Annotated in this window: 28 protein-coding genes; 7 read left to right on the plus strand and 21 right to left on the minus strand. The window is 62.3% G+C overall.

Going from position 1 to position 24,045, the window contains the following annotated elements; all coding sequences use genetic code 11:
* Positions 1-97: 97 nt before the first annotated feature.
* The 8 genes from sucD to C7435_RS09545 form a co-directional block, all read right to left on the minus strand.
* A complete protein-coding gene (sucD, locus tag C7435_RS09510; RefSeq protein WP_075190044.1) occupies positions 98-1,006 on the minus strand; it encodes a succinate--CoA ligase subunit alpha in 909 nt (302 codons plus the stop codon).
* Entirely contained in the window at positions 1,006-2,205 is a 1,200-nt protein-coding gene (gene sucC, locus C7435_RS09515) for an ADP-forming succinate--CoA ligase subunit beta (protein WP_075190045.1), read from the minus strand. Before sucC ends, sucD begins: the two co-directional genes overlap by 1 nt.
* A 101-nt stretch (positions 2,206-2,306) precedes the next feature.
* Positions 2,307-3,680 (minus strand): hypothetical protein, encoded by a 1,374-nt coding sequence (locus C7435_RS09520; RefSeq protein ID WP_121211128.1) that lies wholly within the window; start codon positions 3,678-3,680, stop codon positions 2,307-2,309.
* An 81-nt stretch (positions 3,681-3,761) separates the two neighbouring features.
* Positions 3,762-4,190: a TQO small subunit DoxD gene (locus tag C7435_RS09525; RefSeq protein ID WP_121211130.1), complete on the minus strand. Its 429-nt coding sequence runs from the start codon at positions 4,188-4,190 to the stop codon at positions 3,762-3,764.
* Positions 4,191-4,468: 278 nt separating this feature from the next.
* Entirely contained in the window at positions 4,469-5,323 is an 855-nt protein-coding gene (locus C7435_RS09530) for a DUF1036 domain-containing protein (protein ID WP_075190048.1), read from the minus strand.
* A gap of 83 nt (positions 5,324-5,406) precedes the next feature.
* Positions 5,407-6,135 (minus strand): DUF3108 domain-containing protein, encoded by a 729-nt coding sequence (locus tag C7435_RS09535; RefSeq protein WP_121211132.1) that lies wholly within the window; start codon positions 6,133-6,135, stop codon positions 5,407-5,409.
* Positions 6,136-6,245: 110 nt separating this feature from the next.
* Positions 6,246-7,769 (minus strand): carotenoid oxygenase family protein, encoded by a 1,524-nt coding sequence (locus tag C7435_RS09540; protein WP_170150417.1) that lies wholly within the window; start codon positions 7,767-7,769, stop codon positions 6,246-6,248.
* Between the two features lie 7 nt (positions 7,770-7,776).
* Positions 7,777-8,190, minus strand: a complete 414-nt coding sequence (locus C7435_RS09545) for a DUF2141 domain-containing protein (protein ID WP_075190051.1) — start codon at positions 8,188-8,190, stop codon at positions 7,777-7,779.
* A gap of 158 nt (positions 8,191-8,348) precedes the next feature.
* Between C7435_RS09545 and C7435_RS09550 the strand changes: the two genes are divergently transcribed.
* Positions 8,349-9,086, plus strand: coding sequence for a LytTR family DNA-binding domain-containing protein (locus C7435_RS09550; protein WP_170150418.1), 738 nt, complete (start codon positions 8,349-8,351; stop codon positions 9,084-9,086).
* Here the strand turns inward: C7435_RS09550 and C7435_RS09555 are convergent.
* Positions 9,083-9,625, minus strand: coding sequence for a GNAT family N-acetyltransferase (locus C7435_RS09555; RefSeq protein WP_075190052.1), 543 nt, complete (start codon positions 9,623-9,625; stop codon positions 9,083-9,085). The genes C7435_RS09550 and C7435_RS09555 overlap by 4 nt on opposite strands.
* Positions 9,626-9,823: 198 nt before the next feature.
* Between C7435_RS09555 and C7435_RS09560 the strand changes: the two genes are divergently transcribed.
* Positions 9,824-10,339 (plus strand): TspO/MBR family protein, encoded by a 516-nt coding sequence (locus C7435_RS09560; protein WP_075190053.1) that lies wholly within the window; start codon positions 9,824-9,826, stop codon positions 10,337-10,339.
* Between the two features lie 57 nt (positions 10,340-10,396).
* On the opposite strand, the gene mdh is transcribed toward C7435_RS09560, so the two are convergent.
* From mdh to C7435_RS09580, 4 genes are all read right to left on the minus strand, one after another.
* Entirely contained in the window at positions 10,397-11,359 is a 963-nt protein-coding gene (mdh, locus tag C7435_RS09565) for a malate dehydrogenase (protein ID WP_121211139.1), read from the minus strand.
* Between the two features lie 118 nt (positions 11,360-11,477).
* Positions 11,478-11,684: a type II toxin-antitoxin system RelB family anti-toxin gene (locus tag C7435_RS09570; protein ID WP_121211141.1), complete on the minus strand. Its 207-nt coding sequence runs from the start codon at positions 11,682-11,684 to the stop codon at positions 11,478-11,480.
* Complete coding sequence (locus C7435_RS09575) at positions 11,681-12,142, minus strand: hypothetical protein (RefSeq protein WP_121211143.1); 462 nt, start codon at positions 12,140-12,142, stop codon at positions 11,681-11,683. Before C7435_RS09575 ends, C7435_RS09570 begins: the two co-directional genes overlap by 4 nt.
* A gap of 65 nt (positions 12,143-12,207) precedes the next feature.
* On the minus strand, positions 12,208-13,035 hold the full coding sequence (locus tag C7435_RS09580; RefSeq protein WP_121211144.1) for a helix-turn-helix domain-containing protein: 828 nt from the start codon (positions 13,033-13,035) through the stop codon (positions 12,208-12,210).
* An 81-nt stretch (positions 13,036-13,116) separates the two neighbouring features.
* Here C7435_RS09580 and C7435_RS09585 point away from each other — a divergent pair, with 81 nt between their 5' ends.
* Complete coding sequence (locus tag C7435_RS09585) at positions 13,117-13,602, plus strand: DUF6265 family protein (protein WP_147422673.1); 486 nt, start codon at positions 13,117-13,119, stop codon at positions 13,600-13,602.
* A 19-nt stretch (positions 13,603-13,621) separates the two neighbouring features.
* On the opposite strand, the gene C7435_RS09590 is transcribed toward C7435_RS09585, so the two are convergent.
* The gene (locus C7435_RS09590; protein WP_121211148.1) at positions 13,622-14,299 is read right to left on the minus strand and encodes an O-methyltransferase; all 678 of its coding nucleotides are present in this window, start codon (positions 14,297-14,299) and stop codon (positions 13,622-13,624) included.
* Between the two features lie 14 nt (positions 14,300-14,313).
* On the minus strand, positions 14,314-15,459 hold the full coding sequence (gene zapE, locus C7435_RS09595; RefSeq protein ID WP_121211149.1) for a cell division protein ZapE: 1,146 nt from the start codon (positions 15,457-15,459) through the stop codon (positions 14,314-14,316).
* 171 nt (positions 15,460-15,630) lie between these two features.
* Here zapE and C7435_RS09600 point away from each other — a divergent pair, with 171 nt between their 5' ends.
* Positions 15,631-16,089, plus strand: a complete 459-nt coding sequence (locus tag C7435_RS09600; RefSeq protein ID WP_170150419.1) for a nuclear transport factor 2 family protein — start codon at positions 15,631-15,633, stop codon at positions 16,087-16,089.
* A gap of 17 nt (positions 16,090-16,106) precedes the next feature.
* On the opposite strand, the gene C7435_RS09605 is transcribed toward C7435_RS09600, so the two are convergent.
* Positions 16,107-16,532: an acyl-CoA thioesterase gene (locus C7435_RS09605; RefSeq protein WP_121211153.1), complete on the minus strand. Its 426-nt coding sequence runs from the start codon at positions 16,530-16,532 to the stop codon at positions 16,107-16,109.
* Positions 16,529-17,671: an iron-containing alcohol dehydrogenase gene (locus C7435_RS09610; RefSeq protein ID WP_121211155.1), complete on the minus strand. Its 1,143-nt coding sequence runs from the start codon at positions 17,669-17,671 to the stop codon at positions 16,529-16,531. The genes C7435_RS09605 and C7435_RS09610 overlap by 4 nt, the downstream gene beginning before the upstream one ends.
* 264 nt (positions 17,672-17,935) lie before the next feature.
* Between C7435_RS09610 and C7435_RS09615 the strand changes: the two genes are divergently transcribed.
* Positions 17,936-18,334, plus strand: a complete 399-nt coding sequence (locus tag C7435_RS09615; RefSeq protein ID WP_121211157.1) for a hypothetical protein — start codon at positions 17,936-17,938, stop codon at positions 18,332-18,334.
* Positions 18,335-18,404: 70 nt separating this feature from the next.
* On the opposite strand, the gene C7435_RS09620 is transcribed toward C7435_RS09615, so the two are convergent.
* The gene (locus C7435_RS09620; RefSeq protein WP_075190065.1) at positions 18,405-19,904 is read right to left on the minus strand and encodes a CoA-acylating methylmalonate-semialdehyde dehydrogenase; all 1,500 of its coding nucleotides are present in this window, start codon (positions 19,902-19,904) and stop codon (positions 18,405-18,407) included.
* Positions 19,905-20,157: 253 nt separating this feature from the next.
* On the opposite strand from C7435_RS09620, the gene C7435_RS09625 reads away from it, so the two are divergent.
* Positions 20,158-20,847 carry a hypothetical protein gene (locus C7435_RS09625; protein ID WP_170150420.1) on the plus strand — a complete coding sequence of 230 codons (690 nt, stop codon included), beginning with the start codon at positions 20,158-20,160 and terminating at the stop codon, positions 20,845-20,847.
* 22 nt (positions 20,848-20,869) lie between these two features.
* On the opposite strand, the gene C7435_RS09630 is transcribed toward C7435_RS09625, so the two are convergent.
* Both C7435_RS09630 and C7435_RS09635 read right to left on the minus strand, forming a co-directional pair.
* Complete coding sequence (locus C7435_RS09630; protein ID WP_075190067.1) at positions 20,870-21,202, minus strand: ArsR/SmtB family transcription factor; 333 nt, start codon at positions 21,200-21,202, stop codon at positions 20,870-20,872.
* Positions 21,203-21,294: 92 nt separating this feature from the next.
* Entirely contained in the window at positions 21,295-21,945 is a 651-nt protein-coding gene (locus C7435_RS09635) for a hypothetical protein (RefSeq protein WP_075190068.1), read from the minus strand.
* Between the two features lie 145 nt (positions 21,946-22,090).
* On the opposite strand from C7435_RS09635, the gene C7435_RS09640 reads away from it, so the two are divergent.
* A complete protein-coding gene (locus tag C7435_RS09640) occupies positions 22,091-22,936 on the plus strand; it encodes a 1-acyl-sn-glycerol-3-phosphate acyltransferase (RefSeq protein ID WP_121211160.1) in 846 nt (281 codons plus the stop codon).
* Here C7435_RS09640 and C7435_RS09645 read toward each other — a convergent pair.
* A complete protein-coding gene (locus tag C7435_RS09645) occupies positions 22,933-24,042 on the minus strand; it encodes an FG-GAP repeat domain-containing protein (protein ID WP_170150421.1) in 1,110 nt (369 codons plus the stop codon). The two genes, C7435_RS09640 and C7435_RS09645, sit on opposite strands and share 4 nt — an antisense overlap.
* Positions 24,043-24,045 lie beyond the last annotated feature (3 nt).

A 24,045-nucleotide genomic window follows, 5' to 3' on the forward strand; every position in this document is an offset into this window, starting at 1 on the left:
AGGGATTCGCGCCGGTCTGCTGCCAAGATGGTGACAAAACAAAACCGCGCCCCGGAGGCCCGGAACGCGGTTTGTTGTTTCGGCGATAGCGCCGACCCTAGCCCTTGAGAAGCTCGGCCAGCGTCGTACCCAGGCGCGCCGGGCTCGGCGAAACCTTGATCCCGGCCGCTTCCATGGCCGCGATCTTGTCTTCCGCTCCGCCCTTGCCACCGGAGACGATGGCGCCGGCATGGCCCATCGTGCGACCCGGAGGCGCCGTGCGACCAGCGATGAAGCCGACGGTCGGCTTCTTGCGGCCCTTCTTGGCTTCATCGGCCAGAAATTGCGCCGCATCTTCTTCGGCCGAGCCACCGATTTCGCCGATCATGATGATTGATTGGGTCTCATCGTCGGCAAGGAATTTCTCGAGCACGTCGATGAATTCGGTCCCCTTGACCGGGTCACCGCCAATGCCGACCGCCGTGGTCTGGCCGAGGCCGACCTGGGAGGTCTGGAAAACGGCTTCATAGGTCAGCGTACCCGAGCGCGAGACCACGCCGACCGAGCCCTTCTTGAAGATCGAGCCCGGCATGATGCCGATCTTGCACTCTTCCGGAGTCAGGATGCCGGGGCAGTTCGGGCCCAGCAGCATGGAGTTGGACTTGTCGAGACGATCCTTGACCTTGACCATGTCCATCACCGGAATGCCTTCGGTGATGCAGACAATGAAGGGGATCTCGGCATCAATCGCTTCGATGATCGCCGCACCGGCACCCGCCGGCGGGACATAGATCACGGAGGCGTCGGCGCCGGTGGCTTCCTTGGCTTCACCGACGGAGGCGAAGATCGGCAGAGAGGCTGCGCCGTCCATGCCGGCCGACCAGGTCTCGCCACCCTTTTTCGGGTGCACGCCGGCGACCATCTGGGTGCCGTAATATTCCAGCGCCTGCTCGGTGTGGAAGGTACCGGTTTTACCGGTCAGGCCCTGGACGATGACCTTGGTGTTCTTATCGACGATGATCGACATCAGTTGGCCTCCTTCACGGCGGCGACAATTTTCTGGGCAGCGTCGTCGAGATCATCGGCGGCGATCACGTTGAGACCGCTTTCATTGATGATCTGCTTGCCCTTGGCGACATTGGTGCCTTCCAGGCGAACAACGAGCGGCACTTGCAGGCCGACATCCTTGACCGCGGTGACCACGCCCTCGGCGATCACGTCGCAACGCATGATGCCGCCGAAAATGTTGACGAGGATGCCTTTGACGTTCGGGTCGGCCGTGATGATCTTGAAGGCGGCCGTGACTTTCTCGGTCGTGGCACCGCCACCGACATCGAGGAAGTTGGCTGGCTCGGCACCATAGAGCTTGATGATGTCCATCGTCGCCATGGCGAGACCGGCACCGTTGACCATGCAGCCGATATCACCATCAAGGGCGACATAGGCGAGGTCATATTTGGAGGCCTCGATTTCCTTCTCGTCTTCCTCGGTCGTATCACGCAGCTCCATGATGTCCGGGTGACGGAAAAGCGCATTGCCGTCGAAGGAGACCTTGGCGTCCAGCACACGGACATGGCCATTGTCCATGACGATGAGCGGATTAATCTCCAGCATCGCCATGTCCTTCTCACAGAAGGCTGTGTAGAGGATCTTGGCGAGCCCCATCATGTCGTCGCGCGCCTGGCCTTCCAGCTTCAGCGCGTCGCAGACCGCAGCCGCCGAAGCGTCGGTAACGCCGGTGGCCGGATCGATGTTGATCGTCTGAATCTTCTCGGGCGTTTCGTGGGCGACGTCCTCGATATCCATCCCGCCTTCGGTCGAGACGACAAAGGCGACCTGGCCGGTTTCACGGTTGACCAGCAACGAGCAGTACAGCTCGGTGGCGATGTCGGCACCGTCCTCGATATAGAGGCGATTGACCTGTTTGCCTTCCGGGCCGGTCTGGTGCGTAACCAGCGTATTGCCGAGCATGTCCTTGGCGTTGGCAATCACGTCTTCCTTGGAAAAGGCGAGACGGACGCCGCCCTTGGCGTCGGGACCCAGTTCCTTGAATTTGCCCTTGCCGCGTCCACCAGCGTGGATTTGCGACTTCACCACCCAGAGCGGTCCGGGCAGCTTGTCGGCTGCGGCAGCAGCCTCATCGGCAGAGAAAATGGCGACACCTTCAGCGACCGGTGCGCCAAAGGATTTCAGGACGGCTTTCGCCTGATGTTCGTGGATATTCATATAGGGGCCTCGCGGGAGGATAAAAGCGACAAAACGGCCAGAATGGACTCGCCTTATAGCACTGGGCTGCTGCGGTGCAACGCACTCGCAGCGTCTATTTGTCAGTCAATCTCGAATGTCTCGTCGCGACCACCCGTGCTGTCGGGCGGCGCCAGGATGGCCGACAATGACAAGCGGCGCGGCGGGCCGGGCATTTCGGCCGCGGCTGCAATCCCCGGACCCGAGAAATAGCGAACGCCGGCTGACATTGCGGCCTCAAGAAGGGCCGTGTTTTCGATCTCCAGGAGTGAAGTCTCGGCGCTCATTTGCTGGACCGTCGAAACCCAGGTGACACAGGCCATCAAGTCCTTGTCGCCAGCGCCGGCATCGTTGAGCCGCGGCGGCGTGTCCGCACTGAAAATCCCGATGCCGCAGCTCTCGAACCGGTCCAGCCCGGCCAGGCCGAAGCGATGATGGACCAGCACATAGGCCCCGAAATGCTTCATCGACCGGCAAACTTCCTGCAGCTGCGCCATCGGCGCGCCGTCGGGCACACCATCGATACGCAGCAGGAAGAAACGACGGGCCGGCTCGGGGATCGGCTGAAGAATCTTGAAGTACTCCATGCGACGCGACACTGACGACAGGCTGTCATAGTGGACCGGGACAATGATCATGCTGCCATGTCCCGCCGCTCGAGCCTTTTGAAACCCGCGCTGGGCCGCGAGCGCGACGACGCGATCAAGCCGCCGGTGCTGGTCGCGATCCGCCGCGCCCGACAGGGTCTCGCGGCCATAGTACGCGAACCCGTCGACGATTTTCCTCGCTACACAGATATGGTGGCTGACATAGGATTTCCGGCTGTCCCAAACCGGCTTGAAGACAATATCGTCCCAGCTCGGCGGCACATCGCCCGCTGCCGTCGCCTGGCCCGGAACCAATGACGGGCGGTCGCGCCGTTCGGGCTTGGGCGCTTCAACCCATCGCGTCTTGCCATCATCATCGCGTTCCGGCGGCGATGATGATGCCCAAGGCGTCGCGAGGTCCGCCGGCAAACCCGCCCCTGCATCGGGCGATATCGCGGACTGACCCGCATGGTCATGTGGCTGGGAACGCGCAACAATCTCCAGCAATTCACTCGTCGGCACGTCACGGGCATCCGCCTCTGTCCGGACATCTTCGAGACCGGCCTCGCCCAGGAAGAATGTGTTGAGTTCGCCCGAGATCGCATCAACCATGTCTTGCGCCGCCTCAACGTCACTGGCGCGAAAAATGATGAGGAAACCGCCTTGCACACGAATCATCACGTCGTCCGGGCCAAGGCGCCGCTCGATGAATTGCGTCGACGTCTCGTAAACTTTCTCACGCAAACGCGGCCAGTCCTCGCCGGTCCGTGCCCGAACACGCTCTAAGTTGAGGAACTGAAATTGACCCATATCGACGGACTCACGTCCGACGAGCGCCGTTTTCAGCTTCTGCCGCAGTTCTGGTGACATGGTGGACGATCCGGTCCGGCCAATTCCGACACCATCCAGCCTGCCCCACACTTCTTGAGATTGTGTAAGCCTGGCCCGTATTTAGCGCAGCGTCGCCACGATCGCCCCGTCAATTGAGACGGCACCACCACCTCGCGCGAAGAGGTAAAAGCCTGACGCCGCAAAAACCACGACAGAGGTCCACGCCTCGGGCATGATCCAGAACGCGTAGATCGCACAAGCCACCAACAGGACCAGTCCGACGAGGCGGGTCAGAAAGCCGACGAGCAGGAGAAAGGCGATCAGCTGCGCGCCCCAAACGGCGATCTGGGCTGTCTGCGCCGCAGAAATCAGCGGAATGTTCCACACCGAAGCCGCCGCAATCGTATCCGGCATGACGCCTGGCCAGACATCCGCATTGGCACGCCCCCAGCTCCAAAGGCCCGGAATCAAGCTCGCCCGGACGACACCACCGACGATCCAGTCAGGCAAAAAGCGTTCGGCCCGGGCCGACGGCTCGTTCGTGTCCATGATCACCCCCCGGTGCGGCTTCCCCGGCGCAGCGGGGCACGCGGACCATGCAACAGTGCCGCAGGCGGCGCAACGCAACGCGCCTAACGCGCGAAAACTTTATCGGCGACAAGGACCATGAACCAGCGCAGCCGCTCCCGAGCGCGTGGCCGAGGCATCGGTCAGCGGGTTCGGGCATGTGAATGCGTCATGGGTTGCGAGGGTGCGCAACTAACGACAGCCCCCCATTGGGTCAGACATCCATCAGCGGCGGGCAAACCAGCGGGTCTGTGACCTACCTACTGGAGATAGGCTGTGAAACGCGACACGTTGGCGCGGAAGGAATGGGCCTCTGCATTCACGCTTTGATCGCCGCCGCATTCGCCATTACCGCGCACCAAGGGCCCCTCGACCATGTCCGGCACACAAAACAACGCCGCGCCGTCTTCATTGCGCCGACCAAGCGCCCCGACCATGACGAGATTGCCGGGCGGAAAGCCCCGATAGAGATCGACGCAGTCACCACCGGCAATGATCTGGCGAGCAGCAACATCATATCGCCCATCGGGCCTCGCCACGAGCACGACAGTATCGGCCGGGCGTGCGCCGGTGTGACAGACTTCCAACGTGCGTACGATCTGCGCCAGGCCGCGCTCATCCCGGGGCGCACCGACACACATGTCAGCGTCCGCGCCGGACAGCGCTTCACATCGCACCCTGTAGTCAACCTGCCCCACACCCCGGTAACGGCTCGACGAGATCGGCAAGCGGACGAAGTTGCGCGGCTCGCGCTCATTGCGGCAGGGTTCGGTAGTCGCCAGGGCAAACGTCGAGTTGGCGGGCGTGCAATAGACCGCGTCACCGACACGTGCCGGCCAGCGCCATTCGCCGGACATCACGTGCAGATCGAGCATATCTCCCACCACATTATTGACCGCGCCCTCAAGACAGCTGCCCGGCTCGACCAGGAACCAGCTCCGCAAGGTGCGGTCCTCGGTGGGACTGGTCCGATAGGCCGCCGCAACAGCGACGCTGAAACCGGCGTCATTGCAGACATTCAGCAGCACATCACGCTGGGCGGCGGCGTGACCGGGCAGGATAAAGGCGCCGAGAGCGGCAAGCAGGGCGGCGAACGCGGTGCGGACTGGGATCATGACTCAACTCCGAGCTGGACGCCAAAGAGGTCGCAAACTCGGCGCGCCGGGTCAATTGTCCCGATTGCGTGATACCGTGTCGGCTATTCGGCGGCCGCTGGTGCGACGAATTGCATCGGCTGTCCACCGACATCAATCCGGACGATGTCGCCGCTTTGCCGGTCAATGAAAATGTCGTTGGCAGGCGTGCCGCCGCGCTGCTCCAGACGCAAGGTCGCAAAACTGCCGGCAGGGGTCTCAATGGTGACCTCCTCAACCGCGCTCAACGTCACCGCGGCGACCGCATTGCCCATCTCGGCGTACCAATTGAAGGCGATGCTGTCGCCGACCTCGAGCGGCAGGGCTGAGGCGACCAAGAAAATGCTGGCCCGAAGGATCGTGCCGCTCTCAAGCTCGCTTGCGAGGGGTTGAGATGCGTCGGGTTGTCCTGGACGGACAGCCTGCATCCGTCCGCGAGCGATCCCCGGCTGGAAATCGATATCAAAGACATAATAATTGCCGCCTTGATGGAAACGGATATCGGAGGAGACCGGTGCCAGGTCCGCCAAGCGGATCCGCGTCTCCAACGTCTCGTAGATCTCATGCGAGGCCCACATTGTCCGATCATAAATGGCGATTTCATCACCGTCGGTCTGCCAGCCATATCGCATGAAACCGTCAGCCTCGCCTTCATACTGAAGCTCAAGATATATCTCGCCGCCAGCGAGAGCGTCCGGGTCCAGCTGGTCGCGCCAATCGGTCAATGATTGAGCATGGGCGGGCGTTGCCAAAAGCGCCGCCGCGCCAAACGCCGCAAGGCAATAATTCTGCATGTCAGTCTCCCAACGCCCGAGCCGGGAAGCCAAGGCTCACACGGCCGGAATGTCGGCAAGCTTGCCGACAGATTAACTCCCGGCCGGGGAGACAAACATCCTTGCGCGGATCAAGCCGCCTGCCAGCAACCGTGAAAGCCCAACGGGCAGGCATAGGGCAAACGCCAGCTGGCGACCGGCCCGTCTTCAAGGCGACGCGCCTCGAAGATATGCAGTTCGCTGGCCCGCGCCTGCTTGTTCAACGCTGTGTGGACCAGCCAGCCATCGCCCTCTTCCGCAGCGCGGTCGCGTGGGATGAAGAGCGGTTCTTCAACGACCACATCTGTGCCGAAATCAAAGCGTCGTGTCGCGCCGGACAAGAGATTCCGTTCAACCAGTTGACTGGCCCCGCGGACCTGACCGTCCGGCCAGCCGACATGCCAGGTAAAGCGCCGCGCCAAGCCAGTGTAGCGCGGATCAACCTGCGGGAACTCGGCGCCGCCATCGTTGAACGCCGCGCGTTCAAAGCGACCGTCCGGATACAGGGTGATCATGTGCATCCGGCTTCCGCCTTCACTTTCCGGACTGGGCCTGCCCAGCATCACGTCCCGGGCGCCAATTGTTGCCATGCGGGCGTCTTCGGACAGGGCAGCATCGACATGGATCGTCCCGTCGACGTCTTCCCAGGCACCACCGACATGGAAAAGAAAGCCCGGCGGCAACTCCCAGACGCGGCGCTTTGACCAGTCCGACTTGTCAATGGCAATGACTTGCATGGCGCGGCTGTCATCCCAGCGAAAACTGTCGAGATAAGGCAGCTGCGGCCCTGCCCAGCGCAGATTGCCGACCAGAAAGACAAGCGAGCGGTCGGTAACCGCGAAATCATGGATCATGCCGCCCGGTATATCGCCGACAAGTTCAGCCCGGCGCAGGGAACCGTCGCGGCGCAATTGCCAGATCACGAGCGCTTCCTGCGCCGGCGCCTGGCCGAAATTCCACACGGTGCCGTCGGGATCGACCTTGGGATGGGCCGAGAAGGGCAGCCCGTCCAGACCGTCGCCCCAATTTCGGGGCCCTTGGCTCGCCAGGGTTTGCGCATCGAGTTGCCAGGCCGAGCCGCCCTCCCAGAGCGCCATCAGCTGGCCGTCGAGCACCATCACCGACGTGTTGGCCGCATTCATGTCATCCGGGCCACGCATGCCGCGGGTATTGGGCGGCTGTGAGCCGAAGGTCGGCATCAAAAAGCGCCCCGCCGCTTCCTCGTCCCGCCATTTGGGGGTCTCGACGAAACGCGCCCTGTGGGTGACCGGCTCGCCCGGCGCCAAGTGCCAAGCGTGCACCATGCCGTCACCGTCAAACCAGTGACGGTAGCGCCACTCATCACGGCTGAAGCGCGCCGGCCCGTTGCGGTAAAGCGTCCCGGCCAAGCCGTCAGGCAGCCGCCCATGCAGACGTTGCGGCACGCCATCCAGACCAGTAGCCGGCGCATCGGTAAAGCCCAATGTCCACGGATCGTGCCGACTGGCCGCGTCGAACGCCTGGTAGACAGGATCAGCGCCCTCGCTCGCAAAAGCGAGTCCCGGCAGGCTGGCGGCCCCGCCAGCGGCGGCGAGCAGGGCGAGCATGTCGCGACGATTGGGGTGTGTCTGCATCATCACCTCCCTAGCGCAGGTCCAGCGAATGCGTGTTCTCGCCGGGCACGAGCTGGAAGACGGCGTCTTGCCAGCTGGCCGGCCCGAAATTGCCGCGGGCATTGTTGGAAAAAGCAAAGGGCTCGCTCGGGATGCCCATCAGATTGACATTGAGTTCTCCATCACCATCGACGTCATGGAACATTCGAATGGCGTAGTCGCCGGCTGGCAATGACGAGAAAGAGACCGTCACGGTGTCGCCACTCACCTCAACGCGGCTGCCGGCAACCGGGTCGCCGCCATTCCAACTTTCCGCCGAGGCAAAGACCGCCATCATCACCGCGCCGCGAGCTTCCGAAAACCCGTCAACATGGACTGTGAGGTTGGCCTCATCTTGGGCGGCGGATCCGAGGCAAGCGGCCAGGATCATTGCGGTCATCATCATCGAGTTATCTCCCTTGCGGTCCGGTCCCATGACCGGGTGTCGGGACAGGCATGGCGCCACCCTGCACCGCGGGGAAACCGAGATTGCGTCAACGGGCTGCCGCGCTGCGCGAATTGCGCTAGGTGTTCATTCACGCTTCGTGAATGACCGGGCCAACGATGATCGAAAGAGTGAAATCCTGGGGTCCCAACGTCGCCATCGTCCTCGCGGCGGGGACGTTTCTCGCCATCCTTGCCCCCTATGAAACGGCCAGCCTCGGCCTGCCATGGATCTGGCTTTACTGGACGGGTTTGATGGCGCTGGGCTGGACTTGCGGCCATGGCTGCAACTGGCTGTTTGACCGCTATGCACCGGACTGGCCCAAATTGGCGACGGGTCTCGCGACGACACTGTTGGTGTCGATACCCGTGACTGCGGCCGTGGCACTCCTGCAGCTGGTCCTGAGCGGACGCTACCCGCTTTATGTCCTTCCGATGATCTACTTTCTCGTCTGGGTGATCTCGGCCGCTGTCACGACAGTCTCAATTCTGATTGAACAAAATCGCGCGCGCGGCACATCCAGTCCGGATGCCACGCGTCCATCGGTTGCACTGACTGACAAACTTCCGCCGCGGCTTCGCCGCGCCGATATCCTGGCTCTGGAGGCTGAGGATCACTATTTGCGCGTCCATACCGACCTCGGCGACTGCCTGATCCTGATGCGATTGAGTGATGCGGTCGCGGCTGTCGCGCCCCTCGACGGTGCCCGCACGCACCGGTCCTGGTGGGTCGCCCGCAAAGCGGTCGAACGCATATCCCGCAGCGATGGTCGCGCCACCCTGTCACTGACGACAGGTGCCGAAGCACCGGTCAGCCGGACCTATGCGCCAAAATTACGCGACGCCGGCTGGTATTAGCGCAAGGATTTGCGGCGGGTCCGCCATTCGCTGGAACTCTGACCCCAGACATCGACGATCATGTTGAACCCGGCGACCTCGGCGTCATGGCCCAGGTCCCGCGAGCCGATCTTGGCGGCCACGGCTTGGCTCGCCCTATTGTCGGCATCGATGAGATGGATGACATCCGGCCATCCCAGCTCATCGATCGCGTAGTCCATGCATGCCCCCGCCGCTTCCGTGGCGAAACCCCGCCCCCAACTGGCCCGGTTCAGCGACCAACCGATCTCCGGCTGTGGCCAGCCGTGCGGATACCACGGGCCGACCCGGCCCAACCATTGACCGCTGCCCTTCTCGATCACCGAGAAAAACCCGTATCCGCGCAACGCCCAATGGCCGACAATGCCACACAAGCCGCGCCAGACATGGGCCGGCTCCTGCGTTCCGCCGATGAATCGGGTGGTTTCCGCGTCGCCCATGAGGTCGCAGAGCGGTTCGAAGTCGGAAAGATCGGGTTGGCGCAAAATGAGACGATCAGTCTCGAGCTGGATCTGGGTCATTGCGCCACTCGATGAGTTCACGCCGGGGCGGTCAAGTTAAAACCGAGCGACAGTATTCACGCATTGATTATGAGCGTCTGCAGTTATGCGGCTCGCCACTATATCGATAGGCTCGCAGTCCGCCCGAAAACCAGGTCGACGGGCGCGTGGTTTGAAACTTGCACCGGACAGGGCAAGTCAGAGTGAGTTGAAACATCCATGGCCGACAAGCGGCACGGTCCCGGCGTCATTACCCTGCTGGTCTACATGATCGGTGCGGCCTCCCTGGCTGGCGGGCTGTCAGGATGGCTGCACGCGACCGGTGCCGTCGACTGGGTCAATGCGTTGGACGCGCCCAACTGGGCACCGAGCTTCGCTGTCATGAATTTGATCGGCCTGCTTATCCCCGTATGCACGGTCATTGCGCTCTGGATCGTCCAGCGCAGCGGCAAAAACGGGATGCGTTTGCTTGGCAGCTTGTTGATCGTCCTGTTGCTGACCGGGATGTCGGCGCAAGTCTGTATCTTCTTCGGCCTGCGCGACCCTGCCCTGGGCTTCCTGGCCGCCATGGCCATGTGGATCTACGGCCTGTTCGCAACCGGTCTCGTCGGGCGAGCCTCACCTGCGGCGGGAGTCCTCCTCTGGGTCCCGTTCGCCTGGTTGACCACGCTCTTGGTGCTCGGATTCGAGCTGATGCGACTGAACACGGCGGGTACTTTCGCCGGCGGGCTGTAGACACAAAAAAGCCGCCGACCCGTCAGGCCGGCGGCTTTCTCAAGTCTTCCGCCTCACCTAGGCCAGCGACGGCTCCAGCCCTTTACAAGCGGCCACGAGCCCCTTCACGGACTCAACCGAGCTGTCGAACATCGCCTGTTCGTCAGCATTGAGTTCGATCTCGACCACTTTCTCGACACCACCGGCGCCGATCACGACCGGCACACCCACATAGAGGTCGTCCTGGCCAAACTGACCGGACAAATAGGCGGCACACGGCAGGATGCGCTTCTTGTCACGCAGGTAGGAAACGGCCATGTCGATGGCGCTCTCGGCAGGGGCATAGAAGGCCGAACCGGTACCGAGCAGGGTCACGATCTCGCCGCCGCCTTTGCGGGTGCGGTCGATGATGGCGTCCATTTTCTCATCGGTGGACCAGCCCATCTTGACCATGTCCGGAACCGGGATGCCGGCGATGGTGGAATAGCGCAGCAGCGGTACCATCGTATCACCATGTCCGCCCATCACGAAGGCCGTGACGTCTTCGACTGAAACCTCGAACTCGTCGGCCAGGAAGTGACGGAAGCGGGCACTGTCGAGCACGCCGGCCATGCCGACGACCTTGTTGTGCGGCAGGCCGGAGAATTCACGCAGCGCCCAGACCATCGCGTCGAGCGGGTTGGTGATGCAGATCACGAACGCGTCCGGAGCGTGCTTGGCAATGCCTTCGCCCACAGCCTTCATGACCTTCAGATTGATGCCCAGCAGGTCATCGCGGCTCATGCCCGGCTTGCGCGGCACACCGGCGGTGACGATGCAGACATCGGCGCCAGCGATCGCGGCGTAGTCGTCCGAGCCGGCGAGCTTGGAGTCCTTGCCGAAAACCGGGCTGGCTTCAGCGATATCCAGCGCCTTACCCTTGGCCACGCCTTCGGCAATGTCGAACAGGACGACATCGCCCAGTTCTTCACGCGCTGCGATGTGGGCCAGGGTGCCACCGATCATGCCGGATCCGATGAGCGCAATCTTGTTACGGGCCATGGAGGAGCTCCTCTTGTGGGGATGTTCAAGCGATTGGCCAGCGGTCTAGCGCTGCGCGAGGGGTTCGGCAAGGCGGTGATATCGCCGCACCGGGTCGCAGGACATTGCCCGACCGGTCTCAGCCGTCCAGCTGGAAGACGTCCTCGACCGCAACCTCCAGCGCCGCAGCAAGCTTGAGCGCTAGAATGGTCGAGGGCACGAAGACCCGGTTTTCGACCGTATTGATGGTCTTTCTGGTGACGCCGACCCGCTCGGCCAGCTCGGCCTGGGTGAGGCCCTCACGGGCCCTCAGTTCCTTCAGCCTGTTGGCCAACTCGCTGGTCACGCATCATCCTCCAGCTTGTCCCGACCCAAAATCAGGAAAGTCACCAATGGCGCTGTTATGCCAATGATCAGCAATGCGCGGAGTGCTATCGTCGCCGAAAACCCGATGAAGAGGTCGGCGGCGAGCAATACCGACGTCGCGCCGATGAGCGCGACAAAGCCGCAGCGTATCGCGAGGCGCTGGTTGTGACAGAACAACTCATCCTGAATGACCGATTGCGTGTCGGATCGCCGAACCCTGTTCGCGTAGAGCAAAAACAGGAAGGACGCGCCCGCCCATCCAAGCGCGCCGGCCACGAGCAAAAGCTGGACGACCAGCTCATAGGGCCCGAGGTCCCAACCGCCCTCTTCAACAATGTTCTCAGCCAATTGCGCGCCCTGCCAGAACAGGAAACTCACAGCGGCGAGGGCGAGGACCCTGTCGCGCTGGCGGATAAGTTTGGAGACTTGGTCTTCCATGACGGCACTTCCTTGTAACCTTTACGTTACAAGTTACCTATAGGTGACATCGAGTGTCGTCAAGGTTACATTTTACTGTGCGTCTCCGCATCCTTCAGCTCGCCTGGATAGAAAACATCGAAGGGCGCCGGATTGCGGGCCGGCACTGGCGTAATACCGGCGAAACGGCGAAAATCGCGGGTCATGTGAGCCTGATCGGCATAGCCCGCATCGGCGGCGACCTCGGTCAGCGCCAATCCGGCCTTGATCGCATTGCGGGCCCGGTGAAAACGAAAAATCCGGATCATGTTCCCCGCCGTCAGACCACACGCCCGCTCGAACCGACGCCCGACCGTCCGTTCGCTGGTTCCGGCCATCGCCGCAAGGCCAGCCAAACCCGTCACTTCACCGCCTTGCAGCGCCTCAACAAGCCGACGCACACAGGTCTGGACCAGCGGCGGCTGCAGCACGCAGTCGAGCTCATTCCCGGCAAGATCAAGAAATCCGACAGGCGACGAGGCGGTACGAGCGAATTCAAGAAGGTGCCGGCTTGGCTCAACACCAAGTATCTCCGCAAGTGGCACAGCCCGGTTTCGCCATGCCGACGGACGCGCCCCCAGCGCGCCGACGGCCCACGGGTGCAATCGGATTCCCACGACATCCATCGGCCCGCTCTGGCGCAGGACCAACACCCGGTTCAAGGGTCCGTAGAGAAATGCCGCCGGCTGACGAGTCCAGCCGTCTCCGTCCCGTTCGAGCGGCGGTTCTGATCGGTGCAGGATGATCTCGCATGCCCCGTCCGGAGCGATCATCCGGGGCGTGTCATCGCCGTCACGGGAGAGATGCCAGACGCCATCAATGCGGTCAGCCAAGCCCTCGCCGGCGGGCCGGAACTTATACATCGCCTCGCTCATCGCGCCTCCTTGTCCGGATCATTCAAGACGGCGGCCGATTGCGCTGTCAATAATGACGACACCCCATCGGAGACCACCACAATGATCACCCGAAAACCCGCACGATCGCACGTCAACGACCACCTCGCTCTTGCCGCGTTGGTGATCGCTGCCTGCGCCCCGGCATCGAGCGCACTTGGCCAGGACGACACGCTCGACTGGATGACCGGCCACTGGCGCAGCACGGGCGGCGATCCGGTGATTGAGGAAGTCTGGACCGACAGCGCAGGCGGCCTGCTGCTGGGGGTCAACCGGACCCGAGTCGACGGCAGTGCCGTGGGCTTCGAGTTCCTGCGCATCGAGCTGGCCGGCGAAACCGGTCGGTACTGCGCCCAACCCGGCGGACGCCCGGCGAGTTGCTTCGAACTGGTCGAGCGCGGCGCCAGTTCGGTCCGGTTCGAGAACCCCGATCACGACTTTCCCAACGTCATTGCCTACAGCCGAGAGGGCGATGTCATGACGGCCGTTATCTCGGACATGTCAGGGGAGCAGGCCATGAGTTTTGCCTGGACGTTGGTGACAGGCTGAAAGGCATGGGCGGAAGAGCTTAACGCTTGAGCGCCATCAATATTCCGTCGCCCAAACCGGTGAAGGCAATATCCACACGCGCGTCCGCCCGCAATGTCTCCGCAAGCGCCGCGAGGGCTGCCGTATCGGCATCCACCCGGACCCGGTCCGGGTCGGCGACACTGCCGCCCCACAGCACATTGTCGAACAGGATCAGCCCGCCACGCCGAACCAGGCTGAGCGCCGCCTCGTAGTAGGCATCATAGCCGGTCTTGTCCGCGTCGATGAAAATCATGTCGACGGTACCGCCCCGCGCATCGACCAAGCCAGCCAGCGTCTCTCGCGCATCGCCGATGCGCAGCTCGATCTGGTCGGTCACACCGGCTTCGTCCCAATAGGACCGGGCCTTCCCGGTATAATCCTCGGAAATGTCGCAGCCGATCAAGCGCGCGGCCTCACCATGCATGTCGCGCATGGCCAGGATCGTCGCCAGGGCCGAATAGCCGGTAAAGACACCGACCTCGACCGCGGTCCGAGCCGAGACCAGACGGGCACACATTTGCAGGAAGGCGCCCTGCTCCGGCGAGATCTGCATGCGCGAGACATCGCCCATGGCGTCGGTTTCGGTGCGACACCGCGCGAGGGCCGGATGTTCCGCGCGATTGGCGCGGCGAACGTATTCGACGATTTCCGGTGACAAGCCGATAGAACGTGACATTGGCATTCCCTATTTTACGGTGCGGCGTCGCCCTCATCCTCACGGCGCTGGGCTGCGAGATAGTCATGCGTTCGCATTTCCATCAGGCGCGAGGCGGTCCGTTCGAACTCGAAGGCGCCATCACCGTCCGGATAGAGATCAACCGGCTCGGCATCGGCACTCATGACCAGCTTGGTGCGTGCCTCGTAGAGCGCGTCGATCAGTGTCACGAAGCGCTTGGCCTCATTGCGTTTGGCCGGCGATAACCGGGGTACGTATTCCAGCAGGACAGTGTGGAAACGGTCGGCCAGGGTAAGGTAATCGGCTGGCCCGAGCGGCTGAGCGCACAATTCGGAGAAGGTAAAGCGCGCCACGCCGGCGGCTTCGCGCTCGACGACAAGACTGCGCCCCTTCACATCGAGCACGCAATGCTGCGGCACGGCGCCGGAGGTCAGGCGTTCCCAGGCCTTGTTCATGGCCAGTTCCGCATCGGCTGAGAGCGGCGTGTAGTAGACTGGCGCGGCCTCCAGCTGGCGCAGGCGGAAGTCTGTCCCGCTATCGAGCTCCATGATGTCGAGCCGGTCCTTGAGCATCGCGATCACGGGCAGGAAACGCTGGCGGTTGAGGCCGTTCTTGTAGAGATCATCGGGATGGCGATTCGACGTCGCCACCACCACTACACCGCGCTCGAAGAATTGCTCGAACAGCCGCCCCAGAATTGAGGCATCGGCGATGTCGGTGACCTGGAATTCGTCGAAGGCCAGAAGGCGCGCCTTGGCAGCAATGGCGTTGGCAACAGGCGGGATCGGATCATCCCCTGCGCCGCGCACATATTCGGGCCGCTTGCGCCGTTCCTCCGCGCTCAGCTTGCGCCAAGCGTTGATACGGGCATGCACATCCTGCATGAATTCATGAAAATGTGCCCGGCGCTTCGGGGCGACCGGCGCGTGTTCGACGAACAAGTCCATCAGCATGGATTTGCCGCGTCCAACTCCACCCCACAGGTATAGACCCCGGGGCGCCGGTTCCCGCCTGCCAAAGAATGATCTGCGATCCGGGCGCCAAGCCGAGAGACGCGCGGCCAGATCAGTCAACACCTCGGCGGCCCGCTCCTGTTCGGGATCGGGGCTGAGAAGACCAGCATCAACACGCTGGCGAAGAACGGAAAGCGGCGTCGTCATGCGCGACAGGCTTGGGGGCTGCGGGTGGTCAGGTCAATGGGTCGCCGCCGCCGCATGACTCCATCCCCACAGAAATGTGATGTCCAAGCCGCAATCTCAGCCTGTCGTCGGGACCACATTGGGCTAGAAACAAGATTCTCGGGCGGGGGGCGCCACGAGGGAAAATCCGATATGAGATCCATTCTGCTTGCAATCGCTCTTGCGACGATGCCAGCGCTGGCCGCCGCCCAATCCGTTGATGACGGCTCGTCATTCGCGGAAACAGAGCATGAAATCCGGGCGGTAATCGCTGACTATTTCTGGGGTCGCCAAGCGGGCAATCCGGAGCAGTTGGGACGTGCTTTCAATCTGGACAGCGGCCAATTCGCCTATGTCCGCCGTACCAATGAAGGCGATGAGGTGATCGCCATGTCGCTTGCCGATTTTGCCGCGCGTGCAGATGGCCCCCTATCCGCTCCCAACACCGGCCGCATCCTCAGCCTGGATATCGTCGGCGACCAGATGGCCTTTGTGAAATTCGAGCTCGCGGGCGAGTCCCGCACTTTCATCGACTATTTCGTGCTGTACCGCGTCGATCAGCGCTGGATGATACAATCCAAGACGTCAGCCATGTTCCAGCCGACGCCCTGACGCCGCGAACCCGTCGGTCAACTTATCTCCGCCAGCGCCGCGCGCATTGTGTCCGGCAGCGGGACCGGCCGGCGGGTGTCACGGTCGACATAGACGTGCACGAAGCGCCCCTGGGCCGCGGGTTGATTCTCGCCGACCCTGAACAGGCCGATCTCGTAGCTGACCGAGGAATTGCCCAGTCGCGCCACACGCACGCCCGCTTCGACGGTTTCGGGATAGGCCAGTGGCGCGAAGTAGTTGCACCCTGTCTCGACGACCAAGCCGATCACCTGACCGGCATGGATATCCAGCCCGCCCTCTTCGATCAGGAAACAGTTCACGGCCGTATCGAAGAAGCCGTAATAGGCAGCATTATTGATGTGGCCATAGATGTCATTATCGGCCCAACGGGTCGGCAGGGCGCGAAAGCGCGGATAGTCGATGCGGGCGCGTTTCTCGATCACAGCACGGCCTCATAGCAGGCCTGGGCCGCCTCAAGCGTCATGGGGCGTGGATTATTCTTCAACAGGCGCTCAACCTTCATCGCGTCCTCCGCCAAGCGAGGCAAGTCATTGTGGGAAACGCCGACCTGGCTCAGACGCGTTTCGATGCCAACCACGTCGGCGATCCGTTCCATCTCGGTGACCAGCGCATCGGTTGACGGCGCCGCAAGGTCAAGATGGGCCGCGAGCTGTGTATAGAGCGGTTCGGCGCTGGCGGCATTGTAGCGCAGGACAGGCGGCAGCATCAGCGAATTGGAAAGTCCGTGCGGCACATGGAAAATCCCGCCGAGCGGATAAGCAAGTGCGTGAACCGCACCGACGGGCGCGTTGGCGAAGGCCTGACCGGTCAACAGCGCCCCCAGCAGCATGTCCTCACGCGCCTCGATGTCAGTGCCGTCGAGGCAGGCGCGCTCAATCGCGCCATGCAATTTCTTCAGACCGGCCAAGGCCAACGCATCTGACACCGGATTTTTTTCCAGCGCCGAGGTATAGGCCTCAATCCCGTGCACCATGGCATCAATACCGGTCGCAGCGGTGACATGACGTGGCAGGCCGAGCGTAAGCTCGGCATCCAATACCGCCATATCCCCATAAAGAGCTGGATCATTGACGCCCATTTTCGACGTCTTGCCGACCGTGACAACCGAGATCGGCGTTACTTCTGATCCTGTGCCGGCGGTGGTTGGAATCAGGATGAGCGGCAGGCGAGACCCCGTCACCTGATTGACGCCATACATGTCGGAGAGTGGCTGGTCACTGCCAAGCAGGAGCGCGACGAGCTTGGCGGTATCCATTGACGAGCCGCCCCCAAAGCCGACGACCAGCTGCCCCCCAAAGTCCCGAGCGCGTGCGGTTGCAGCCAGAACCATGTCTTCAGGCGGGTCCGCGACAACATCGTCAATGACGAGTATCGACCGGCCGGCCGCTTCCAATCCTGCCAGCGCGCGGTCGATCAATCCGAACTGACGCACGCCCTTGTCGGTCACCAGTACAACGCGCTCGACACCGGCCATCAGCGATGCCGCGATCATCTCGAGTTTCCCGGCGCTGCCGCGACCGGCGTGAATGTGAGGAACGGTGCGGAACTGGAATGTGGCCATTTTGGACTCTCAACGCCGGATTACAGTTAACGGTATGTTTTCCATGTCCTATCGGGCCGGACTTGGCAAGGGGGCGGCCAATCGCAGTTTGACGCTCATTTTCTACGCATTTGAATTAGTTGAAGACCCTTGGTTAATTTTCGAAACACCTTGTGTTTACACGCGGTTTCGGACGCGCTGCTCATTTTGAAATACTGGCGAACAGCGTTCGACAAACCTAATTTGTGTGACAGCAACAAGAACAAGACTGTGTAGGTATTGAGTATGACGGTACGGGTGGACCTTATCGACGGCGGAGCCGTTGTCGAAATACGGGCCAGTGGCCAGGCGACACGCCGTGAGGCGGGCTGGGCGACCGAACGGGCGCGCGAATTGTGTCAGCGTCGCGAGGTCACGGCAATTCTCGCGGACTGCAGCGACGCCGAGCAACAGAACTCGCCGCGGCTGTCAGCGGAAATCATCGAAAATTTCCTGTTTGCGCTGGACCGGCCAATTCCAACAGCCTACATCGTCCCGCATGTCTGGGACGAATCCTACCGCGGTGCCGTCCACGGCGAGATCATCGAACTCCCTGCGCATGCACGCTTTTTCACCGATCGTGACAGTGCAGTCGACTGGCTGGCCTCGCGACCCAAAGCGCCGGCGGCGCTGAGCCAGTCCTGACGACACCAAAGAACGGCCTCACAGGTTTCCTGCGAGGCCGTTTTTCATCTCGGTCGCCGAGGCAGTTCGGCTAGTTCATGGTCGGGATGACGAAGGCCTGGTCGCCAATGTCACCCGTCGGCCAGCGCTGCGTCACCGTCTTGATCTTGGTGAAGAAACGGATGCCGTCAGTGCCGTACTGGTTGGTGTCGGTAAAGGCCGAACGTTTCCAGCCACCAAAGGAATGGTACGCCACCGGCACCGGGATGGGAACATTGATGCCGACCATGCCGACCTGGACTTTCGAGGCAAATTCACGCGCCGCCAAACCGTTTCGGGTGAAGATGGCGACGCCGTTGCCATATTGGTGTTCGGACGGCAGGTGCGCGGCTTCGTCGAGACTGTCGGCACGCACGACCTGTAGCACCGGGCCGAAGATCTCTTCCTGGTATGACGACATTGACGGCTTCACATTGTCGAACAGGCTGGGCCCGATAAAGAAGCCCTTTTCATGCCCCTGCAGCGCAAAACCGCGTCCATCGAGCAGAAGGTCGGCGCCTTCATCGACACCGGTTTGAATCCATTTTTCGATCGCGGCGCGATGGGCCGCCGAAACCACGGGGCCGTAGTGAGCGTCGCTATCAGTCGACACGCCGACACGAAGCTTGGCCGCCTCTTCCTTGATCCGGGCCACGAACTCATCGGCCGTATCCTTGCCGACCGGCACCGCAACCGGCAGCGCCATGCAGCGTTCACCGGCGGACCCAAAAGCTGCACCAAGAAAATCAGTCACGACCTGATCCATGTCGGCATCGGGCATGATAATGCCGTGGTTCTTGGCGCCACCCATCGCCTGGAAGCGCTTGCCTTCACGGGCACATGTCTGGGCGATGTAGTGGGCGATATTGGACGATCCGACAAAGGACACCGCCTTGATATCGTCATTGTGGAGCAGCGCGTCGACCGCTGTCTTGTCGCCATGCACCACTTGCAGCACACCTTCCGGCAGACCCGCTTCGATCATCAACTCGGCAAGCCGGACCGGGACTGACGGATCCTTTTCGGACGGTTTGAGGATCATCGCATTACCGGTCGCCAGTGCCATGCCCATGAACCACATCGGAATCATCGCCGGAAAGTTGAACGGTGAAATGCCGGCGACAACGCCGAGCGGCTGGCGCATCGAATAGACGTCAATGCCGGTACCGGCGCTCTCGGTATACTCACCCTTGAGCAGATGCGGCGCGCCACAGGCGAATTCAACCACTTCCAGGCCGCGGATCAGATCGCCCTTGGCGTCGGCAATGACCTTGCCATGCTCAGACGACAGAAGCTCAGCAAGACTGTCCATCTCCGCTTCGACCAGGGCCTTGTAGGTCATCAACACCCGCGCCCGGCGCTGCGGGTTCGTTGCTGCCCACTTGATCTGGGCGGCCTTGGCGTCCTCAACGGCCTTTGCGACCTCGTCCACCGTCGCAAACTGGACGCGAGCCTGCACCTCACCAGTGTTGGGATTGTAAACGTCACCGAACTGACCGGACACGCCGACCGCAGCCTTGCCGTTGATGAAATGGTGGATTTCGCGTGTCATCGCTACGCTCCCGGAAAACTCGTGTGGACCCGGTCCTCACCGGAACCGGTTGCTGGCGCTGACTTAGTATGCCCACCCGCTGATGTCGAGCCGGGCGGCAGCGGGTCGCGCGGGCCCGGGCGCGCCGGAAGTGCTCCCGATGAAGCGATTGGGCGGACCCGTTCCAAGCACCTCGTCGTCACAAACCGCAAACACGCGACGGAATTCCCGGCCGACACCGTGTAACCGAAACACCAAAATGAAAGTGGATGCCATGTACCGAGCGTTTTCCGGGTTTGCCGCCCTCTTTTTCCTGGCCGGATGCGCAAGCGGGCCGGGCGGTGAGGATCAAAGGCCGCCTTCCGGTTTCAACGGCGCCGCCCGCTTGGTCGACCAAGGGCGCTACGGCGACGCCCTCCCGATCCTGCGCTGCATTGCCAAACAAGGCGAAGGGTTCGAAATTGCGCAATACTTGGCTGGCCATAGCGCGCTTGCCCTGTCCCATGACGACACCACGCCCGCCATTCTCCGCGACGAAATGCGCGTTGAGGGTTTTGACCGACTGCTGGCCGCCGGCAATGCCGGCTGGCCTGCCGCCCAAGCTGAACTCGCAGAAGCCTTCGCAGCCATCGGAACAACCGAAGCGCTGGTCGAGGCGGCGTACTGGGCCAGCATTTACCGCAGCAATCTGCGCGAGCGCACCTATGGGCTGGATCGCCTCGACGCCACCGTAGAAGCCGACATTGTGGCGCAGCTGGACGCGGACGGGCTGGCGGCGGCGCGCGGGCGATCAGGCGAATTTGCGATCACGCCCCTGCCGCGCGAAACAATGACCCCGGAATGCGCTCCGCATGTGCGGTCAGGTCGCAACAACGCCTCCGACGGCGGGCAACGTCGAGGCCGACGCGGCGGTGGCAATCGTCCGCAAGGTGGCGGTCGGGCGGGCGGGCCTGGCGGCTTGTGAGGGCAGGTGAAGGCGCGTGAGATCAGGACGCTTGGGCGAGCGCGTCATCATCCTTCCCGATCAGATCGGGACGATTATGACAGCAATCTTCAACCAGGAAATTGACCAATTCCCGCGTACCATCCGGGTTCAGCGAATAGAGCATGTAGCGGGACCGGCGTTCGGCCTTGATCAAGCCGGCGCGCTCCAGCGCCTGCAGATGACCGGTCATGGTCGACGGTGGAATGTCGAAACCCTGGGCCAGTTCACCAGCCGAGACTCGCTCGGGCGCTTGGTCGCACAGTTGACGAAACAGGGCGAGACGCACGGGGTGCGCAAGAGCGGCGAAGCCAGCGAGAGCATTGCGAGCGGTCATGCTTCCGGGTTACGGACGAAGCATGACCGCTCAATACAAGTTCGGTGAAAGTTTTGCGACAGTCCGTCCGGTCGGCAACCGATCCGGCCCGATCAGGCGAGCTTGTGGCGGGTCGGGAAGACGCGGTCCATGAGCCGGCTGACCAGCCCGTAGCGCACACCGCGCGGGCGCCGCGCCGGATCACTTACCCGCGCCAATCCAGCCAAGGCCGTCGTGTCGCTGACATCCCCGACCTTGCGGAAAATCGCCGCCTCACCACCGATCTTGCTTTCAAGCACCCAACTGGGGTCATGCTCGAGCGCGTCGGCCAAGCGGGCGCAGGCACCGTGATCAGCTCCAAGCAGGACCAGAATACCGCCATCGCGCAGCCGGCCGGACACATGGCGCCAATTGGCGGCCATCGCCGGAAACCCGGTTTCCGCGCCGAACAGCGCGAGGTCGAACGGCTCGTCAGCCGCGCCGGGCCGGGCCGCAGGGCCACCACTCAAGGCGTCGGTCGGGATTGCGCGACGGTCACAAGCTGCCTGCAGGGCCTCGATTGCCCCCATGGGCGCCACCACCTGGTGATGGGCGCCGCGTTTGAGGCAAACCGCACCGAGATCGCCGCCCCCGATCTGAATGGTCCGCTGCCCCGGCGCGACAACCGTGGCAAGATAGTCAGCGACGAGATCGTCCTGGATACGGGCGCGCTTTGCAGGAAGGCGGCGGACTTCGCCGGCAGGCAGTGTCTCGGTCATCGTCATGGCGTGTTCCAATCGTGAACAAGGCGTTAACGTCTGACCGGGCCGTCGCAAGCCGCGGGCCAACTCGTAAATCTTCCGGTAACCCTGTTGGCCGTCAGGATGGAAACCGATTGCTTCGCCACCGCTCCGGGAGTTTCCTGCGGCCATGACAGAACCCGATTCTCCGCCAGCAGCAGCGGGGCCCCATATTGTCGATGAGTTGATCGAGGATCGTGCGCCGCGCCTCATCCACACGCCGCTCTGGCCACTGATCAAAACCATCGCCTACCCGATGCTGGGCTACCGACGTGCCGTAGCGATGGCGAACGCGATCGTCGACCTGTCGGGCCATGACTGTTTTGAATGGGCGTCAGACTATCTGCGCCTGCACACGCAGTGTGACGGCCTCGACCATGTTCCCGAATCCGGCCCCTGCGTGATCGTGGCCAATCATCCCGGCGGAATCGCCGACGGGATTGCACTGTGGGACAGCCTCAAGGCCCGCAGGCCGGACCTGCTCTACTTCGCGAATCGCGATGCCCTCAAGGTTTGCCCCGGCTTGGAGGAACGAATCATCCCGGTGGAATGGCGCGACCAGCACCGCAACCGCAATCAGAGCCGCGAAGTCCTGCGCCGCGCCATCGATGCCTTCAGGGCCGGCCAGTGCATTGTCCTGTTTCCGTCAGGTCGGATGTCGGAGTGGAGCTGGAAGCATTGGGGTTTGCGCGAAAAGCCCTGGCAGCCAACCGCGATCAGCCTGGCTCGAAAGTTCGACGCGCCGGTCATCCCCCTGGCCGTACGTCAGCGCATGCCCTTCCTCTATTACGCGCTCGCCCAGATCAATGAGGAGCTGAAGGACATGACGATCTTCCACGGCCTGATGGGCAAGGCCGGCGCTCGCTACCATCTCGCCTACGGACGGCCAATGCTTGTCGGAAAGGACGACGGCAGCGACGCCCACGTGACGGACATGTTCCGCGACATCTGCGAACGCATGGCCTGGGGGCGCTAGTCCGGATCGATCCGGTTGATCAGCGTGTAATTCGAGCCTTCCGAGATGGCGTAGACGATATCGGGCCGGCCATCCCCATTCATGTCGCCGACCGAGAGATTGTAGGTGTCAGAGGGGTCGTCACCGACCTCAAGCGCCTCGAACCCGTCCGGTGTACCGAAATAGACCCGGTTGCGGACGCCGGCATTGGCGATAGCGATGTCGGTGCGGCCGTCCTGATTGAAATCGCTAAGGGCGAGGCCAAATACGACATCTGTATCCGCCCCGAAACGTTCGATCTGGGTGAACCCGCCGGCTCCGTCATTCATAAAGATTACGCTTTGCGCTTCCATGCCGCCCGCGATGATATCGGGATGCCCGTCGCCTGTGACATCGCCAATCTCGACTGCCCGAATTTCCATTGCCAACTCACCTCCTAGCAAGTCGGGTACGGCAAAGCCACCTTCGGCCAAACCGCGATAAAGGACCACGCCTTCGCCACCGCGATTGGAAAAGACAAGATCGGAGCGACCGTCTGCATCGAGGTCATCGATTGCGACCTGAATGGTCTGCCACGCGCCTGGCAGTTCAATATCAGGACCGAACGCTCCGTGGCCGTCATTGAGGAAGTAGCGATTGGTTTCACCGCGCTGGACCAGGACAAGATCCTGGTCGCCATCGCCATCAAGGTCAGCAGCCGCGATACTTCTCGCCTGGGCGACCGGGCCAAGATCTCGCCCACCGTCAAAATTGGCTCGACCGTCATTGAACAGGAGCAGGACGGGCAACAGGTCGCGCGCGACAGCCGCATCAAGGTCGCCATCACCATCGAAGTCCGCAAGCGCCGCCTCATAGCCGGTCGCTCGATCAGAGCCGGCGTCGTGAGCTGAGCGGAACAAGCCCATCCCGTTGTTGAGGAACACTTCGTCCTGCTGGATCCAGTGTCGGCCATTGACCGCAAACCCATCCAGATCGCCGTCGCCATCGAGATCACCGAGATTGACCGATGCGGTCAGCGCGGTTTCCTTACCGAAGAAATTATAGGGGTGCAACCAGAAGGGAGCCTGCGCGTGCGTAACTGCCGTGAACCCGCAAACAAGACCTATAGCGATGGCGAAATATTTCATGGC

The sequence above is a fragment of the Maricaulis maris genome (assembly GCF_003634045.1).
Taxonomy (GTDB): Bacteria; Pseudomonadota; Alphaproteobacteria; order Caulobacterales; family Maricaulaceae; genus Maricaulis; species Maricaulis maris.